Here is a 17,931-nt window from a genome sequence, read left to right as displayed (position 1 = left end):
AATTCCGATAATAAACCAATCGTATGGAAATCAAAAGGAAGGAAAATGGAGACACTTTCTCAACCCAATCGCACTTCAATCTGGCGGAATCGGCCATTTCAAATACTGTTTTCAAGCGCTCTGTTCGTCGCTTTCTCAGCTCAAGTGTACAATCTCGCTTTACCGCTCTTAGTGTTCGAGTTAACCCAATCTTCAGAGATGATGGGTTGGATGAGAGCGGTCGAGTTTTTACCTAACTTATTGCTCGCGCTGTTTATTGGTGTTTGGGTTGACCGTGTGGATAAGAAGCGTTGGTCACAAGTCATGTTGATTGGACAAGCTTTGATGGTGGCCCTGTCTTATTTTGCGGTTGAGTACCTAGCCAATCCGCTGTGGGTGTTATTCCCAGCGGCCTTTGTCATGATGGCTTGCAACTACGGTTATCATAATGCGCGAATGTCGATGATGAAGCGCGCACTTGACCACTCTGTGCAAAACACTGCGGTGGCGAGAATGAGTGCACTCAATAGCTTTATGGAAACCGTTGGTCCAGTGCTATCGGGTGCCTTGATGTTTTTATCGGCGATCCATAATGTTTTTATCGGCGTTGGATTAATGCTATTGCTCGCTTACTGGCAGTTGGAAAAACTGTCTGTTCAGCCAGCGTTGGCGTCGAAACAACAAAGTGTCTTGTCTGCTCTGTTTGAAGGGTGGCGAATTCTCCGAGCAGAACGCAACATGTGGACGATTACCTTAGCGGTCATGGTGATTAACACCACAGGTGCGGTATTTTGGATACAAGCCATCTACTTTGCCAAAGCGGAGCTGGCAATGAGTGCGATTGAAGTCAGTTACCTCATTGCGGCGTCTGGTATCGGAGGGTTGATTGGCTCCTTCAGTGCAGACAAATTACGCCAGAAATTAGGCTTAGGCTGGCTTTTGATTTTGTCCATCACTCTCGAAGCTGTGGGTTTCGTGCTGCCACTAATCTCGCCGGGATTGGTGAGTTTGGCAGTGTCATTTATGTGGATTTCGGCGATTGGGCTTTATAGCAGCATTTGTATTTGGAGCTATCGCCAAGAAGCCTTCGATGAACACTGCTTGGGTCGTGTGACAGGGCTAACGGGCTCGCTGTTCAAACTGCTGATGCCTTTTGGACTTGCGTCATCGGGTTATCTTGCCTCAGCGATAGGGATTCAAGCACTGTTCATTCTATGCTTCTTATTGCAGTTGATGACCGCTTTATTCTTGATGATAACGAGGGTTCGACGTATCGCATAGTAGGTGTTCGCCAGCTTATGTTTACGTTAAGCTGGCGGACTTTTAGGTAGCTAAACGGCCAGTTGCTTTTGGTCTACGCGGACGTGTAGCGTCTTGAAATCGATAATTGAGCTCAGTTCGAATAATCGTTTAATTAGCTTTTCGTTTAACACGGTACCAGCTTTCAGCAAGCAGCCTCCGTTATTGGCATTGATGTCATAGACTAATGTCATGCCGTCACGAAGATCAGACAATGTGGTGAGCTCGTGCACCTCACTTTGAATTTGACGAATTTTCTCGATGCTGTCTTTTTCCTCAGACGGAACCGACAGTGAAATATGGGTATCCACGGCTTCATAGAGGTGCTGCTGAAATAGCGTCTTGGGAGCACAAACCGCAGACTGGATTTTTTCTTGCACGCACTTGACGGAAATTGGCTTAACAAGAAACGCATCAACTTCGAGTGTCATACAGGCGGAAATTGTGCTGGTGTCTGAAAGGGTTGTGACAGCAAGGATGCTGGTATGATTGGCTATTTGAGTGCTGGCTTGTCGTATAGATTTTATCAATTCGAGGCCATTAACCTTGGGCATATTAATATCGGTAATGATCAGATCTATATGATTTCGATTACATTTATCGATGGCTTCCTGACCATCTTTAGCCGATAGGACATTTTCGTAGCCACTGCGGACTAACATGCCAATGAGTGCCTGACGAGAGAACTTATGGTCCTCAACGACGAGAATGGTAAATAATGTGGGATCAAATTGACTCATAATGTCACTTCCGTATTGTCGATATATGAGTGGTTCACTAGATAATGTGCAAGGCGCTGCACTTCCTTGTGGCTGGCATTGATCGTTTCGCTAAGTTGCTCCCAATCTTGACTCAATGCGTTGTGCTGCAACGACTCAAAATAATTGGCTAACGGCTCAGCGCCTGCTGATCGTGCTGCCCCTTTCGCTGCATGAGCGATTTGTTGTAATGATTCCGCTTGTTGAGTGGAAAGTGCTTGGTCGATCAATGACATATCTTCTTGGACTGAGTCCCAATAACCTGCAAGCAGTGGCGCCAAAATACCTTGGTCGCAGGTCCCTAAAATTTGCTCTAGGGCTTTCAGGCTTATTGGGTCTGGTTGAGAGGTTTGCAGATCTTCGACCGCAATGAGACATTCTTGTTCTTTGCTCGCGCTGGCTTCATTGGGCATTGGTGAAATAAGCATCCACCTCTTTATCGTTTCAGACAGTGTTTTGAGCTCTACGGGTTTGGTCAAGTAATCGTCCATCCCAGCAGCAATACATTGCTCAGACGCCTCGACCAGAGCATTCGCCGTGATGGCCACAATGGGGATATGACCTAGAGATTTGTCTTGTCGCTCACATAGGCGAACTTGCTTCGATAGCTCGTAGCCATCCATGACGGGCATATGGCAATCTGTGAGGATTAAGTCGAAGTTGCCCGTCTTCCATTTCTGAAGTGCTTCTTGGCCGTGGACGGCGAGCTCGCATTGGTAACCTAGATAATCCAACTGTCTGCTAATTACATCTCGGTTAGTTGATTGGTCATCGACCACGAGTATCAGGCCTTGCTCAGACTCTTGATCTTGTTTGTCCAATGGACTGCTCTCGATTGCCTCTTTGTAAGAGCAACTAATTTTTCCACGGATTACACCTATTGCGGTAAAGAGCTCACTGGGTTTAAGCGGGCTACATGCCATCACATAACTGTTTTCGTTGACGAGTCCGACCTCTCCTCCTGGCTCTCGTGTTAGGTAGATAAACTTTTGTTTTTCTAACAAAGGTGAGTTGAATTTGGCGATGGGGTGCTCATGGAAAAAGTGGAACAGATCTGGGCCTATGATGATGGCGTCAAGCGAAGCTTGATTCTTGGCGGCGTATTGCAATACTGTGAGTGCCTTCTGCATGGTCGGGACTACACGACTCTTACAGCGATATTGAGAGACATTGATGTCACTAAAGGTCGCTATGTTGTCATCTTGTGTGACGAACAGCAGTTTTGCACCCGCGAGGTAGTCGGGAACAGGATCATGAGGCTCGTCTTCGGCGGGTATAAATGGTAGCTCAATGTAAAAGCGACTCCCGGATCCATGGTGACTATCGACTTTGATGTTACCCCCCATCAATTCGAGCAGAGAGTTAGTAATCGACAACCCTAAACCAGTGCCGCCATACAATCGAGTGGTGCTGGTATCGGCTTGAGTAAACGCATTAAACAGCCGCTTCATCTGCTCTTCGGTCATACCGATGCCGTTGTCTTCCACGATGATCTCTATATATGGTGCAATTTCATGATCATTGAGTGTCGCAGAAACCCATACTTTGCCTTTAACGTCGTCATTACTGTCAGTGAACTTGACGGCGTTGCCAATGATATTGAGCAGTACCTGACTTAGGCGTACGCTATCGCTCATAATGACTTTAGGTAAATTAGCATCGTAGGTGAGATACAGTTCAATACCTTTGTTACTCGCTTGCAGGCATAACACATCCAGCGTTCTTTCGATCAGCTTTTGCAGTTCGACGGGAACGCTTTCCAAAGACATTTGCCCCGCTTCAATTTTCGAAAAATCTAAGATATCGTTGATGATATGCAGCAGAGTGAGCGCCGAGTCTTTGATGGTGGTCACCATGTTTTTCTGCTCAGTGTTGAGCTCGGTTTCACTAAGTAAACTCAACATACCGACGACACCGTTCATCGGGGTGCGGATTTCGTGGCTCATATTGGCTAAAAACATCGACTTGGCTTCGCTAGCGGCTAATGCGGTTTCACTTTCATGACGAAAGTTTTCTTGCGCATTCTTCTCTTTAGTGATGTCGATATTAACGCCACCCATACCGATTGGATTTTCACCGTTGTGGTCAAACAAAACATCTGCCGCCGCTTTTATCCAACGAATCTCCCCGCTTGGTAATTGGATTCGAAACTCCGCATTAAACTGGCTTAGCCTTTCTCTAGCGTCATTGAGTGCTTGCTCGGCGGGATAGATGTCTTCATCAAGCACGCGCTCTTGCCACATGGCATAGTTGTTTTCACAGTTGTTGGGGTCGACACCATACATTTCGTACATTCGCTCATCCCAGGCCAACTCATTGGTTGTGAAGTCCCAGCTCCAAATGCCAATTCCTCCAGCTTGGGTAGCCAAGTTTAAATTACGTAAGACTCGTTCGAGTTCGCTTTGGCTACGGCGTAGCTCCTTCTGAACGAGGTGCTGAGAATGGACATCGCGTAAGGTGAGCACGATTTTGTCATGGTTGCGAATTGTTATGTAGCGAACGGAACCAGAAAGTGAACTGAGGCCGATGTGATTTTTTACTTTCAACATGGTATCTAGCGGGACTTCTCGGTGCATTTCAGCTGTTGCTAGTGACGCTTTGATGACTTGATCATCAAAATCATTCAAAAGGCTAGATACCGAAAGACCAATTATTTTTTGCTTGCTGCGACCAAACAGTTTGAGCGCTGCATCATTGATGTCTATGAGCGTGAGGTCATCATCCAGCAGTAGCATATTGTCGAGTGACTGCTCAAACATGACACCGATTTGAGTGTCATGTTGATGTAGCTTGCGGCTCTGACTTGAGACAAGCTGAGACAGTTGGGCGTTTGAGTGGCGTAGCTCTTCGCGCACAAGATGAATTTGCGTGACATCGGTCTGGCGCAAGACATAATACTTAGATTGCTGCGCCTTTTGATTCATTACTTCAACGTGCAAGCTCAGCCATTTGTCTTCACCATCCACTGCTATTTTTACGTTCAGGGGGATAGATAAGTGTGCATCTTGGCTATTGAGTAGAGCTTGAATAAATGGGGTTTCGGTATAGCGAGAAAAGAAATCGCTGACCTTACAACCTATGATTTGGTTTAGTGGGGTTTTGTAGTAGTCAACAAATGAAGGGTTGGCGTAAAAAATGGCGTGCGAGTCCGGTTGTCCGTCAAAAATGATCAAACCTTCAGACAACAAGTCGAGAATACTGGTTTTTATTCCGTTGTCTGCCGTTGAAGGGGGCATTGCTCTTTTGGGCAATAAAGCATTTAACAGCTTCTTCATGGCGCCACCTGCGTTTTAATTTTATTAAACCATATGCATAATGATAGCCAAGCAATCCGAGATGTGCTGTGGAATGAGTAAAATTGTTGCTATTTTATTGTGGTTATTTTGTTGGGGGGATTGGTGCTTCCGATGAGCTAGCCTTATGTTTACCAACGGCTAACGGTGAGCAGCCCTTTTCCTATCGATGGGCAAAGCTGACCATCAGGCGGAGAAGGCATTACGAAGCCAACTTCTTAGCGTCAGCACATGTTCGTTTTTGAGTTTCTCTTTGGGACAAGCAAAGTAGAAGTCCTGATGAGGGTTAAGAACGCTGTCGCCGACCTCAACCAATAGTCCATGCGCGACGTCGTCACGGATAAATTGTCTATGAGTCACGAATACCCCCAAGCGTCGTACGCTGGCTTGCACAGCTTGAACGGAAGCGGCAAAGCTCAAATTGTGTCCACTGTCTGGCACGGGTAGCTGATGGTGTTCACACCAGACTTGCCAGTCATGCTTGCGTCTGTCATTCGCTGCTATTATCGCGGGATAACGCTGCATCAGTGTTTTAGGCGAATCACCCGTTTGGAGAAGCTCAGGGCTGGCTACCATAACTAATTCGTCTTCTGCGAGTAGTTCACAATAGTAATCCTGCCAGTCGTCGGTTTTACCATGAATGATTGCTACATCAACGCCTTCATACTCCATTGCGAAGCTGCCAGTTAAGGTGGAGATCCGGATATCCAGTTGCGGAGCAAATTGGTTGATTTCATTTACGCGAGGGATCCACCAATGCATGGCCAAAGAGTTGACCATGTTGAGAGTTAATCGATGACTTTGCTGCTCACCTATTATGTCTTGTGTTGCGCTGACGATCTGCTCAAGCGCAGGGGCGACTTGTTTGTAGTATTTGCGACCATTGGCGTTTAACACCACGTTTCTACCTACACGCTGAAACAGAGGTTGCCCAAGTTGATGCTCTAAAGATTTAATCGCCTGACTAATGGCTGAATGGCTGACGTTCAGCGCTTTAGCGGCATCGGTCATGCTGCCTGTTTCGGCGACGGCGACAAATGAATAGAGAGACTTGAGTGGAGCGTAGTTTTTCATCTGTTAGTTTTTCTTACAGTTGGTGTAAATATAACGCGTTTTTTATTTTTTCTGGTTACCCCTAGACTTAGCGCCAATACGGGAGGAGTTATGTCGAATCAGTTGTACCCAGTTTTGTTTATGTTGTCTTCAACATTCAGTTTGTCATTAACCGGCTTGTTTTCCAAATTTCTTAGCCAACATATGGAAGCCAGTCTACTGAGTTTTCTTCGCTTTATTGTGCCTGCGGCTCTGTTGCTGGTGGTTGTATTTCGTCAGTCTCTGCGTTTACCAGAGAGAAAGTTACTGCAACCTCTGTGGGCAAGGGCAGTATGTATTGGCTTGTGCCAGATGTGTTTTATCTACTCTCTTACTCATCTCAGCCTGGTTGAGAGCGTGGTGTTATTTAGCACGGGTCCGATGTTCATCCCTTTGTTAGAAAAATTAATCTTTTCCGTGAAAGTGAGTCGCTTGAATATCCTCGGGCTGTTGATGACATTTGTTGGTGTTGTCTTATTGGCAGGTGACGTATCGGGAGTCAACTTCAGGGTTGAACTGCTGGTCGGCTTAGCGGCGGGTATGTTTAATGCGGGCTCGCAATTGGCTCTCTATCGCGCCAGTAAAACCAGCTTAAATGCGTTTGAAATAAACTTTTGGACCTTCTTGTTTGCGGCGGTAGTGCTTGTACCATTTCTAATGTTCAGCGTTTGGAATCAAGTTGAACTTGTCCACACGTCAACGGCCAGCGACGGATTGTTAATTGCAACCTTAATAGCGTTAGCGTTGTTGATCATTAATACCCAAGTGTTTCGCTCAAAGGCGTATAAAATGGCGCAATCTAACTCGCAGTTGGCCCCTTTAATTTACACCAATCTGATTTTTACCGCCTTGTGGCAAGTGCTGTTTTATCAAGAGAGTTATCAAGCTAGCCAGTTGCTCGGGCTGATGATCATTATCGTGGCTAACATTGGTTGCGCACTGTTACCAAAGGCCATGGGCTCTAAAGCTGGTGTGCGCCTAAAACAGCGCACGCATTGATTGATCTTCGGTTACATCGTGATGCTGACTACACCGTTCTTACCTGTTTGCTTAACCTGATACATGGCTTTGTCTGCGGCCACATACAGTTCTTCAAATGGGTGCAAAGATGATTGAAAATAGCAGATACCAATACTGAACCCAATTTTTGCTTCCCCATTATCCAGCAGGATGGGTTGCGATGCTTGACTGAGAAGGTGGTCTGCGAAGCGGTTGAGTTCATCTTGGGGTTGTTCGCTAGCAAGAATGACAAACTCATCGCCACCCAGTCGAGCGATGAATGCTGAGGGCGGGGCATATTGGCGCAACCAGTTGGCGACTTCAATTAAGACTAAATCGCCCGCTTTATGGCCGAGATGATCGTTGACCTGTTTAAAGTCATCGAGGTCGATAAACATCAGTGCAGAGCGTTGCTGGCCGTTCTGTTTCGAGTAGGCCTCAAAGTGATTTTTTAGCGCTTGGCGATTGAACAATCCGGTGAGGGGGTCTTCATTGGCTAGCTTTGCCAGCTCTTGTTCGTAACGCTTTTCGTTAGTGATATCGATGTGGGTACCCATAATGCGAAGTGGCTGACCTTGGTGATCATATTCAATGATTCTACCTCTATCGGACACCCAACTGTGGCTACCATCTTTGTGCATCATTCGATGAACCACTTGATAGGTATCTGCGTCACCATTTAAATGCGCTTCAAATGCACCTACGGCCAGATCATAATCTTCAGGGTGAAGCTTACTTTTCCATACATCGACCGTGGCTTCCAACTCATGTGGTTGGTAGCCAAGCATCTTTCCCCACTCCATGTTGAAAATTCTGAGCTTGCCAGTTGGGACGTCTTGCTCCCATAAGCACAATCCTGTGCCATCGAGAGCAGCGTTGAGCTTTTCTTCTAAGCGCTGTTTTTCACGTTCTAACTGAGCAACTTTTTCTTCAAGCTGCGCAATTTGCTGCTGATACTCTTCCATGAGCTTTATTTATTGCATCTATCAATAGTTGATCAGTTTGCCATAAATCGACGCAGCAGCGCATTTTTGTGGACAAAAACACGCTGGTATTGTGAGGTCTAAGAGTATCGCCAGCCCAAGCCGCACATTAAGCCGGTCGTTTACTAGGGATCAGTTTCTTGCCAAATACGTTGATCAGTGCGCCCGTTACAATAAGACCGCCGCCTAAATAAGTCCAAATAGATGGAATTTCATTGAATATCCAAACGCCAATGAGGGTAGAGAAAACAATCTGAACGTAAGAGTATGCCGAAGCCTTACCCGCAGCTTGGGTTTGCATGGCTTTGGTTAAGCCATATTGTCCAATTTGCGTAAACACCCCTACCAACACCAGCATCAAAGTGAGATAAAGGCTAGGCATGACGAAATCTTGCCACATCAAAAATACCGACGTTGGCAGTGCCACTAGTGGGAAGTAAAAGATGATCACCGAGCTGTCTTCGGTCTGGCTAAGTTTTCTTACCACTACGTAGGCGATAGAGCTACCCAAGGCGCCGAGCAGCGCCATCATGACACTGAATAACGGCAATTCATGACCAGAACCTTGTGCCATGCTTGGTTGCACCATGAGCCCAAGGCCGGCTAGACACAAAGCAATGCAGATCATAGTCGCACCTTGAATGCGCTCCTTTAAGAACAGTACACCGAGCAAAGCAGTAAAAACAGGATGTACGTATTGCAAGATGGTCGCTTCGGCGAGTGGCAGTGTCGTGACCGAATAGTAGACGCACATTAATGCCACGGTACCGACAGAGCCGCGTAGCATGAGTAAAGGCTTGTTGTTGCCCCACACCGACAAACGTTTACGTTTGATGTCTAGGTAACTGATGATAAGAGAGACCAAGGCTCGGGCGGCTACGATTTCAAACACCGGTATGCCATGTTCACTTACGTATTTGACGCACGCTGACATCAGTGCAAAGCCCAATGCGGAAAGCAACATAAAGCGAACCCCGACAGGGATCGTGGTGGTAGCGGATGATGGCATGGTCATTCTCAATCTGGCCTGATAGGCTCGCTATCATACGCCAACATTGAGTGATGTAAACCGCGGGAATTGTTGGGTTATGTATCAGAAGCGTGCGTAAAAACTGTCTGCCAATCCGAGCTGGTGGTAAGCTGACTAAGCCTATCAAGAACCATAAGGTCACATGTCCGTGCAATCAAACACCAGCTCTATGTCGGTATCATCGAGCCAAAAGCCAGCGCAAGATAAATCCAAGAACTTAGCCATCTTGCTTGAGCTGACCGCTTTCATTCGCCCCTATAAGCTGAAAGTCTCAGCAGCATTGCTAGCATTGATTTTCACCGCATCATTAACCTTGTCGGTTGGTTACGGCGTGAGAATACTCATAGATGAAGGCTTCGCCCAGCAGTCAACCGCAGAGCTTGGCAGTGCGATCCAGTTTATTTTGTTGATTACGGTTTTGATATCGATTGGTACATTCTTTCGTTTTTACTTGGTGTCGTCGGTTGGCGAAAGAGTCAGTGCGGATATTCGCCTCGCGGTGTTTAACCACATTATTCGGCTTCACCCAAGTTACTTTGAGACCAACGGCAGTGGTGACATCATGTCGCGTATCACCACCGATACCACCTTGTTGCAAAGCATTATTGGCTCGTCATTTTCCATGGCGATGCGCAGCGCGTTGATGTGTATTGGCGCGATTGTGATGTTGTTTGCGACGAACGTGAAGTTGACGCTGATTGTGCTTGCCTCTGTGCCTTTTGTTCTGGTTCCGATACTTTTCTATGGCCGACGTGTTCGGGCGTTATCGCGTCAGAGCCAAGACTCCATGGCCGATGTCGGTAGCTACGCAGGTGAAGCGATCGAACATATTAAAACCGTACAAAGTTACAGTTACGAGCCTCAGGAAAAACAAGCCTTTGCCGTAGAAGTGGAGCGTGCATATGACATTGGCCGTCGGCGGGTAAAGCAACGTGCCATTCTGATTTCTGGCGTAATTGTGATTGTGTTTAGTGCGATTGCAGGCATGTTATGGGTGGGAGGCAGTGATGTCATTCAAGGTACAATGTCGGCAGGAGACCTAGGTGCGTTTGTCTTTTATGCCATTATGGTTGCGTCGTCGGTGGCGACAATATCGGAAGTGCTTGGTGAATTGCAACGCGCCGCAGGGGCAACAGAGCGCTTAATCGAGATTTTGCAGGTGAAGAGCGATATTACTGCGCCAGAGCAGCCTATCGATAGTTTCGATCAAGTGGCTAGCGATGTGCAGTTCGACCAAGTGACTTTTCATTATCCGTCACGTCCCGACAGTGCAGCGATTGAAGGACTTAACCTATCGGTACAAGAAGGGAAAGTGCTGGCGTTGGTTGGTCCTTCCGGTGCCGGCAAAACTACCTTATTCGAGTTGCTACAGCGTTTCTACGACCCTCAGCACGGAACAGTGCGTATTGGTGGCATCGATTTACGCGATTGCGAGCCCAGCCAGTTGCGTCAGCAGATGGCATTAGTGCCTCAGCAGCCAGCCCTGTTTAGCAATGACGTAATGCACAACATTCGCTATGGCAACCCCAACGCGACCGATGAACAAGTCATTGAGGCGGCGAAAAAAGCGCACGCTCATGACTTCATTGTTAACTTGCCAGAAGGGTATCAGAGTTTCTTAGGGGAGCGTGGTGTACGTCTTTCAGGAGGCCAAAAGCAACGCATCGCCATTGCACGGGCGATATTAAAGGATCCAGCGATATTGTTGTTGGATGAAGCAACCAGCGCCTTGGACAGCGAAAGCGAACACCATGTACAACAAGCGCTTGACCAACTGATGCAAGGCAGAACAACCATCATTATCGCCCATCGACTTTCCACCATCCAACACGCGGATCAAATCGCAGTATTAGAACACGGTCAACTGGTCGATATTGGTACTCACCTTGAATTGATGCAAAGCTGTGACCTATACCAAAGGTTAGTCGAGTTACAGTTTAAGCATCTAGTGCGTTAAAGGTGTTTTTCAATCGCTTGGGTCAAGGTTGTGCTCATTGGAGAGGTAGAACTGGGAAAGGTAGCCACCACTTGCCCTTCTCGGTTAATCAGATACTTGTAGAAGTTCCATCGTGGCTCGACACCGGCTTGTTGGCTGATCTGAGCAAAAACAGGATTGGCCTGACTGCCTTTAATTTGGCTTCGAGCCATCATGGGAAAAGTCACGCCGTAATCCAAGTAACATACTTTAGCTGATTGGGCTTCGCTGCCTCTATCTTGTTTGAAGTCATTGGAAGGAAAGCCGACAACACTAAAGCCTTGTTGTTGGTACGCCTGATGTAGCTGCTCAAGTTGAGTGTATTGCGAAGTAAAGCCGCATTGGCTGGCGGTATTCACGACGAGCAAGGTCTTTCCCTTGAACTCTTGGCACAGGTCTACGCTTTGATCGGTATTGAGAAGTCGCTGCGTCGATTGCAAAATCTCTGGGCATTGGCGACCAAGGGCTGCAAAACTCACCACACTGATCAGCGTCATCACTAGCCATGTTGTTTTCATCGTGCTGTCCTTTTCGTTAGCCGCATTATTCATACTAAGCAAAATAGAAAGACGATCACATCAGATGTTTGAACAAGAGTGAAGAATGCGGAAAGCGGCAAGAGAAGCCGTTAACCGCATCTTTAACGCATAGATAAGTTGCAATTGGAAGCCAGCCCTGAGACTTGCTTTCGCTGTGTTTAGCCCAGTTCTATCTCTACATCGCTTTGAAGCTGGCTAGAGCAGGCGAGTGTGTAACCGTTGGCGATATCTTGCTCAGATAGTGTCTCGGTGCTGGAACGAGACACTTCCCCTTTAGTGACTTTACATTTGCATGAACCGCACATACCACTGCGACAGGCGATAATGATCGGAACCCCATTTCCCTCAAGCACATCAGCCAGTGTTGCACCTTGGTCAACTTGAGTGGATACGCCAAAAGCAGGGACGTCAACTTGCACTACGCCGCCATTTGAAGGCTCCGTTTGATGCGATTCAATCGGCGTGAAGCTCTCTTGGTGAAATTGGCTGCTCTCTCCCCCAAGCTGTGCGGCATTTCTTTCCATGTCTTGCATAAATTGCGTTGGTCCACACAAGTACACGGTTCTTTGCGCAATATCTGGGCAAAGAGTTTTTAGCCACTCAAGATCGAGCCGCCCCTGGGGATGACGTGTTCCGCTATTGTCTTTGAGTAGCAGCTTCAAATGAAAGTGTTCGTGTTTTGCATCCATTGTCTCCAATTCATCAAAGTAGATGGTTTGAGCGGCGCTTTTCGCCATATGGACAAACACGATGTCCAGTTCGGTTTGTTCTGCTAACCAAGTTTTGCTCATCGACATGACAGGAGTAATACCACAGCCAGCGCTGAGCATGACGACTTTATCTTGAGGTGGACAATCTACGCTGTTAAATGGACCGGTTGGTGCGAGAACGCTGACTTGATCGCCAATGCACAGTTGATCGAGCAGGTAGTTGGAGACAAGACCACCTTCGACGCGTTTGATAGTCAGCTTAATATGCTCTTCACCAGGCATTGAGGCGATAGAGTAAGCGCGGTACTCGACTTTTTCGTCGATTTTGATTCCCAAAGAGACGAACTGACCAGGTTTGAATCCGTTGAATTGAATTCTGTTTCCATCACTGGGCTCAAGGATGATACTGACAGCGTCGTCTGTCTCGGGCCATTTATCTTTGCAACGCATGGTTGCTGCTTGATTGTTTTGCCATTCAATAAACATGGTAACTCTCTTATAGAAAAGCGCCCAATACTTAAGCTAGGAGCAGGCAAGTATTGGGCGTGAGCAGTGTAGGGTTAGGCGGCTAGGATAGTTTTTAGATCGTCTTCTACGTTACCAATTGAGCGCATATCAAACTTCTCTTGGATAGTGGCAAGCAGGTTATCCGTCAAGAAAGCAGGCGCAGTTGGACCCGTGTAGATGCCTTTAACACCGAGAGCGAACAGAGTTAACAATATGACGATGGCTTTTTGCTCGAACCATGAAAGAACCAGAGTAAGTGGCAGTTCATTAATGTCGCAATCAAATTCTTTCGACAGTGCCAGAGCAAGCTGAATGGCAGAATACGCATCGTTACATTGGCCAACATCGAGTAGGCGCGGGATACCATTGATGTCACCAAACTGGTTTTTGTTGAAGCGGAACTTACCACAAGCTAGGGTTAGGATTACGCTGTCTTCTGGCGCTTGAGCAGTGAAGTCTGTGTAATAGCTGCGTTCAGATTTGTCGCCGTCACAGCCACCAACTAAGAAGAAGTGTTTAATGTTGCCTGCTTTCACTTCTTCTACTACAGCTGGGGCCGCTTGCATAAGCGCATTGCGGCCAAACCCGACGGTAATCATCTGTTCAATTTCATCGTGTTGGAAGCCATCTTGCGCTAGGGCACATTCAATAACTTGACTGAAATCATCGCCTTCAATATGTGCGACACCAGGCCAGCCGACGATGCTACGGGTAAATAAGCGGTCTGCGTATTGACCCACATTTGGGTTAAGTAAACAGTTAGAGGTCATGACGATAGCGCCAGGGAAGTTAGCAAACTCTTTTTGTTGATTTTGCCAAGCGCTGCCGTAGTTACCGACTAAGTGAGGGTACTTGTTTAGCTCTGGATAGCCGTGAGCCGGTAGCATTTCACCATTGGTGTAAACATTGATGCCTTTGCCCTGGGTTTGCTGGAGAATTTTCTCCAAATCGTGCAGGTCATGCCCTGAAACTAAGATGGCTTTACCTTTGACCGTTTTCACGTTAACCGCTGTTGGCTCTGGGTGACCGAATGTGGCGGTTTCTCCGTGATCAAGCATCTCCATGACTTTGTAGTTCATTAGACCAATCTGCATCGAACACTCAAGTAGGGCATTCAGATCTTGTGGATCGGTGCCGAGCCAGCCCATTATTTGGTGATACTCAGCGTAAATGTCGTCTGAGGTTTGCTCAAGTACGCGGGCGTGCTCCATGTAAGCCGCTGCCCCTTTCAGACCGTAAAGGCAGAGTAGGCGCAAGCCAATTACATCTTCGCTAATCGTTTCGTAGCCACGGTTGACAGCAACTTGAGGCGCAAAGGCTAAGATGGCTTCGGCGCTGGCTGGCAGTTCAAAATCAGCAACCACAGGTGGCGTATCCAGCTTGATATCGGATAATTTGGCTGCAGCAACTACTTGCTCTTTTAGGCGAGCTTTGAACTGAGCGGCTTGTGCTGACAGCTCAAGAATACGCTCTGGGTCAAAGTTAACATTGGTCAGTGTTGAGAAAAACGCTCTTGGTGCCCACTGATTGATTTCGTTGTCGATAATGTCGAATTTGACCGCTTGGGTTGCCCAGTAGGATACGCCTTGCAGGGTATAAACCAGAACGTCTTGTAAGTCTGAAACCTCAGATGTTTTGCCACACATGCCTTGGGCAAATGAACAACCTTTCACGGTAGGGGTTTGAATTGTCTGTTCACATTGAATACAGAACATTGCGCGTCTCCAGTAACAGTAAGTGTTTAGCGGATGAGTCCGCTTATTGATAATTTGTCACAGGCAGAGCAGAGAGCGTGCCAATAGTTAAGTTGTTGATATTAAATGATATTTATATTTATTAAAACTGTGTGTGTTGTAAATTTCACATCGCAACCGTTGTGTAATTGACAACGAGAAGACGAACAACGAAACCATGAATGCGTTCTTTTCCCCCGAGTGGCTTACTTATTTAGTGTACAAAGCGTCGCAAATTCAGCTTGTTACTCATGCGTGTGTCAGTGTTTTAAGGGGTGTTGTAAAAAATACATCCTAGTTTGATGTAATTAAGTTTCTTTTTAAGTGTCGAAATTAGCATATTTTTGGTAATTTAATTACAGAACGTGTGGATCTAAATCACATTTTGTGTATAATTTAACCAATTTTGATTGGGAGAAAAGGTGTGGTTATGAACAATACGATGAACATTGACAGCTTGGCTCAGGATAGCAATCAAGGAAAGAAAGCTGCGTTACGGTTTGAGGCGAAAGAAGTCGCAACGATTATCGCTATGTACACGGTAGCCGCCGCAACCGTTGTACTGACAGGATTATCTTGGGCAGCTTAAGCTACTGAAGAATTAAAAGGCGCTATATAGCGCCTTTTTTGTTGCGGTTAACTATATTGCTGGGCGTCGAGATTGAGGATGGTGATTGCGTTGGCGACACTGGTTGCGAGTATATCTATAGCTCCGGTACGTAACGCGCCAACAATAGACAGGGGCTTACTGCTTTCGGCGGCGATCGCAATGACCTGAGGGATTTTTTGATAGTCCGCTATGGTTAAGCCAATCACACGGTTACTCATTTTGGTGTTTTGCACTTGGCCTTTGATATCGTAAAAATCATAACCACCTACTTCACCAACTACCCCTTGCTGTATTCTTGCCTCAACCATTTCTTGGACTGAGAACCAACCAAGGTTGACCATATAACTGCTCTCGTTCAAGTCACCGATACCGACTAACGCTACGTCTGATTTACGCGCGATATCCATGGTTTGCTGCACGGTTTCATCTTCTAGTAGCGCATTTCTAAGCTCAGGATTACGAATATAAGCCGGAGCATAGAGGGTTTCGCTTACTCCACCAAATGTTTTGGCAAACTGACGAGAAATATGGTCGGCGTTAAGCATTCCACCTCGAGGATGAATACCACCGATACTAGAGACAAAGGTACATTTCTTCGGGTTTACTACGCCGATGTGTTCTGATACCGCGGAGACATTACGCCCTTGGCCCACAGAAATCACCATACCGTCTTTAAGGGTTGAAGATAAGTAGGTCGAAACAACCCCGGCTAGCAAAGCGCGCTGCTCTTCTTCCGTTGGCTGATCGAGTGCGATCAACGCGCGTTTCAGTCCGAAGCGTTCTTTGAGTTGCTCTTCCAATTTTGCCCCAAACACTGGATGGTATTTAACCTTTATTTCGACAATGCCTTGGTCTCGGGCTCGCTTAAGCAATCGGCCGATTTTAACCCGTGAAAGCCCAAAACGCTTCGAAATCTCTTCTTGAGTGGCGCCATCTTGATAGTAGGCGACGGCTATTTCAGTCAGAAGGTTGGTTTCTTCAGTTTGTTCAATATTGGTCAAGTCCATGCTCTTCCTTTGAAGCTGAGGTTTTGATACACCACATCTTTATTGTTCGTTTGATTATACTTTCAGTGTAATCAACTCGTTAGCGGTATCTGCCTGATGAGTTGACGAGATCATTCTAATCGTTTTTGTTTCCCCTTGTACAAGCAGAGTCTCAGTTGTTAGGTGTTGAGCGTACTTTTGCACGCCATTTACAACATCCCCTTTGGTAATTCCGGTTGCACAAAAGATAATATTGTCAGTTTTTACCATGTCATCAAGGGTGAGAATACGGTTGGGAGTGGTGCCCATTTGTAGACAGCGTTGATGCTCTTTGTTAGCGAGTCGAATGTTCTCTGGCGTTGCCCCTTTAACATGGTCACGAGTCAGCAAGCGAGCTTGCATCACACCTCCAAGAGCTTTGACAACTGCAGCGCTTATCACCCCCTCTGGCGCTCCCCCAGTACAAACCATCACATCAATATCATTGTCGGGTAGGCAAACCAGCAAAGATGCAGCAACATCCCCATCAGGGAACGCATACACTTTTACTCCTAGAGAATGAAGCTGGGCGATAAGCTTCTCATGTCGCGGTTTGGCTAATGTTGCAACCGCCAATTGGGAGAGGGGTTTATTCAGCGCACGTGCAATATTGATTAAGTTTTCTTCCAACGGTTGAGATAGGTTAATGGTTGCGCTGCTAGCTTGCGGGCGAGTCACCAACTTCTCCATATACATGTCGGGCGCTTGTAATAGAGCACCACGTTCTGTTGCCGCGAGAACGGCGAGCGCATTGGCTTGTCCCATTGCGGTCATTCTCGTCCCTTCGATTGGGTCAACAGCAATATCAATTTTAGCGCCCCCTCGCCCTAACTCTTCGCCGATATAGAGCATAGGAGCGTCGTCGATCTCGCCTTCTCCAATGGCAATTCTTGCCTCTATCTCGCTCGCATTCAGTTGTTTACGCATGGCTGATACTGCCGCTTGATCAGCTGCGTTTTTACACCCTCTGCCGAGCCATTGATAGGCAGCAAGCGCTGCCGCCTCTGTCACTTGTGTCAGGGTTAATCCTAGCTGGTTCATACTTTCTTCCTTGTTGTACATATGTTCAATGATTAAATCATATGTTCAGGTGTAAAAACAAATGTTCGCATCTTATTACTTTCAATAGTTCATGGCTGTGTTCATATTATCAAAACGCATATCGAGCAGGAGTATTGCGACTAAGAATAGAGTTTTGGCTCTAACAAGTAACTAAATGTTACTGTTGATTTATGGTCTAAGTAATTGATTTTAAATTAATAAATATTTTTTGTGATTTTGGTTGGATGTTTGCTGCGTCGAACAATTGTTTTTAAAATGTTACTAGTATCGATCACGAAAATGTTAATTATTTGTGTATTTTTGTTGACGATGATCTCAGTTAAATAATGTTCAAGTG

Annotated in this window: 14 protein-coding genes; 4 read left to right on the top strand and 10 right to left on the bottom strand. The window is 46.5% G+C overall.

Features of this window, described 5'->3' with window-relative positions; translation table 11 throughout:
- The first annotated feature begins 45 nt into the window (after nt 1-45).
- The gene (locus tag RH45_RS06240; protein ID WP_008075089.1) at nt 46-1,260 is read left to right on the top strand and encodes an MFS transporter; all 1,215 of its coding nucleotides are present in this window, start codon (nt 46-48) and stop codon (nt 1,258-1,260) included.
- 50 nt (nt 1,261-1,310) lie between these two features.
- On the opposite strand, the gene RH45_RS06235 is transcribed toward RH45_RS06240, so the two are convergent.
- From RH45_RS06235 to RH45_RS06225, 3 genes are all read right to left on the bottom strand, one after another.
- The gene (locus tag RH45_RS06235) at nt 1,311-2,018 is read right to left on the bottom strand and encodes a response regulator (RefSeq protein WP_008075088.1); all 708 of its coding nucleotides are present in this window, start codon (nt 2,016-2,018) and stop codon (nt 1,311-1,313) included.
- On the bottom strand, nt 2,015-5,311 hold the full coding sequence (locus tag RH45_RS06230; RefSeq protein ID WP_008075087.1) for an ATP-binding protein: 3,297 nt from the start codon (nt 5,309-5,311) through the stop codon (nt 2,015-2,017). The genes RH45_RS06235 and RH45_RS06230 overlap by 4 nt, the downstream gene beginning before the upstream one ends.
- Nucleotides 5,312-5,515: 204 nt before the next feature.
- Nucleotides 5,516-6,403: a LysR substrate-binding domain-containing protein gene (locus RH45_RS06225; RefSeq protein WP_008075086.1), complete on the bottom strand. Its 888-nt coding sequence runs from the start codon at nt 6,401-6,403 to the stop codon at nt 5,516-5,518.
- 90 nt (nt 6,404-6,493) lie between these two features.
- On the opposite strand from RH45_RS06225, the gene RH45_RS06220 reads away from it, so the two are divergent.
- Nucleotides 6,494-7,420: a DMT family transporter gene (locus RH45_RS06220; RefSeq protein WP_008075085.1), complete on the top strand. Its 927-nt coding sequence runs from the start codon at nt 6,494-6,496 to the stop codon at nt 7,418-7,420.
- 11 nt (nt 7,421-7,431) lie between these two features.
- Here RH45_RS06220 and RH45_RS06215 read toward each other — a convergent pair whose 3' ends face one another.
- Nucleotides 7,432-8,385 (bottom strand): GGDEF domain-containing protein, encoded by a 954-nt coding sequence (locus RH45_RS06215; protein ID WP_008075084.1) that lies wholly within the window; start codon nt 8,383-8,385, stop codon nt 7,432-7,434.
- A gap of 127 nt (nt 8,386-8,512) precedes the next feature.
- The gene (locus RH45_RS06210) at nt 8,513-9,412 is read right to left on the bottom strand and encodes a DMT family transporter (RefSeq protein ID WP_008075083.1); all 900 of its coding nucleotides are present in this window, start codon (nt 9,410-9,412) and stop codon (nt 8,513-8,515) included.
- A 190-nt stretch (nt 9,413-9,602) separates the two neighbouring features.
- On the opposite strand from RH45_RS06210, the gene RH45_RS06205 reads away from it, so the two are divergent.
- The gene (locus RH45_RS06205) at nt 9,603-11,390 is read left to right on the top strand and encodes an ABC transporter ATP-binding protein/permease (protein ID WP_039958292.1); all 1,788 of its coding nucleotides are present in this window, start codon (nt 9,603-9,605) and stop codon (nt 11,388-11,390) included.
- Here RH45_RS06205 and RH45_RS06200 read toward each other — a convergent pair.
- The 3 genes from RH45_RS06200 to hcp all read right to left on the bottom strand — a co-directional run bounded on the left by RH45_RS06200 (nt 11,387) and on the right by hcp (nt 14,879).
- Nucleotides 11,387-11,926, bottom strand: a complete 540-nt coding sequence (locus RH45_RS06200) for a glutathione peroxidase (RefSeq protein WP_008075080.1) — start codon at nt 11,924-11,926, stop codon at nt 11,387-11,389. The genes RH45_RS06205 and RH45_RS06200 overlap by 4 nt on opposite strands.
- Before the next feature lie 179 nt (nt 11,927-12,105).
- Nucleotides 12,106-13,143 carry an FAD-binding oxidoreductase gene (locus RH45_RS06195; RefSeq protein WP_008075079.1) on the bottom strand — a complete coding sequence of 346 codons (1,038 nt, stop codon included), beginning with the start codon at nt 13,141-13,143 and terminating at the stop codon, nt 12,106-12,108.
- Between the two features lie 74 nt (nt 13,144-13,217).
- Nucleotides 13,218-14,879, bottom strand: a complete 1,662-nt coding sequence (gene hcp / locus RH45_RS06190; RefSeq protein WP_008075077.1) for a hydroxylamine reductase — start codon at nt 14,877-14,879, stop codon at nt 13,218-13,220.
- A gap of 448 nt (nt 14,880-15,327) precedes the next feature.
- Here hcp and RH45_RS23430 point away from each other — a divergent pair, with 448 nt between their 5' ends.
- Nucleotides 15,328-15,486 (top strand): hypothetical protein, encoded by a 159-nt coding sequence (locus RH45_RS23430; RefSeq protein ID WP_008075076.1) that lies wholly within the window; start codon nt 15,328-15,330, stop codon nt 15,484-15,486.
- Between the two features lie 47 nt (nt 15,487-15,533).
- On the opposite strand, the gene RH45_RS06185 is transcribed toward RH45_RS23430, so the two are convergent.
- On the bottom strand, nt 15,534-16,514 hold the full coding sequence (locus tag RH45_RS06185; RefSeq protein ID WP_008075074.1) for a sugar-binding transcriptional regulator: 981 nt from the start codon (nt 16,512-16,514) through the stop codon (nt 15,534-15,536).
- A gap of 54 nt (nt 16,515-16,568) precedes the next feature.
- Entirely contained in the window at nt 16,569-17,573 is a 1,005-nt protein-coding gene (gene glpX, locus RH45_RS06180) for a class II fructose-bisphosphatase (RefSeq protein WP_008075072.1), read from the bottom strand.
- Nucleotides 17,574-17,931 lie beyond the last annotated feature (358 nt).

The sequence above is a fragment of the Vibrio sinaloensis DSM 21326 genome (assembly GCF_000189275.1).
GTDB classification, from domain to species: domain Bacteria; phylum Pseudomonadota; class Gammaproteobacteria; order Enterobacterales; family Vibrionaceae; genus Vibrio; species Vibrio sinaloensis.
This window is presented reverse-complemented; position numbering and strand designations above follow the sequence as displayed.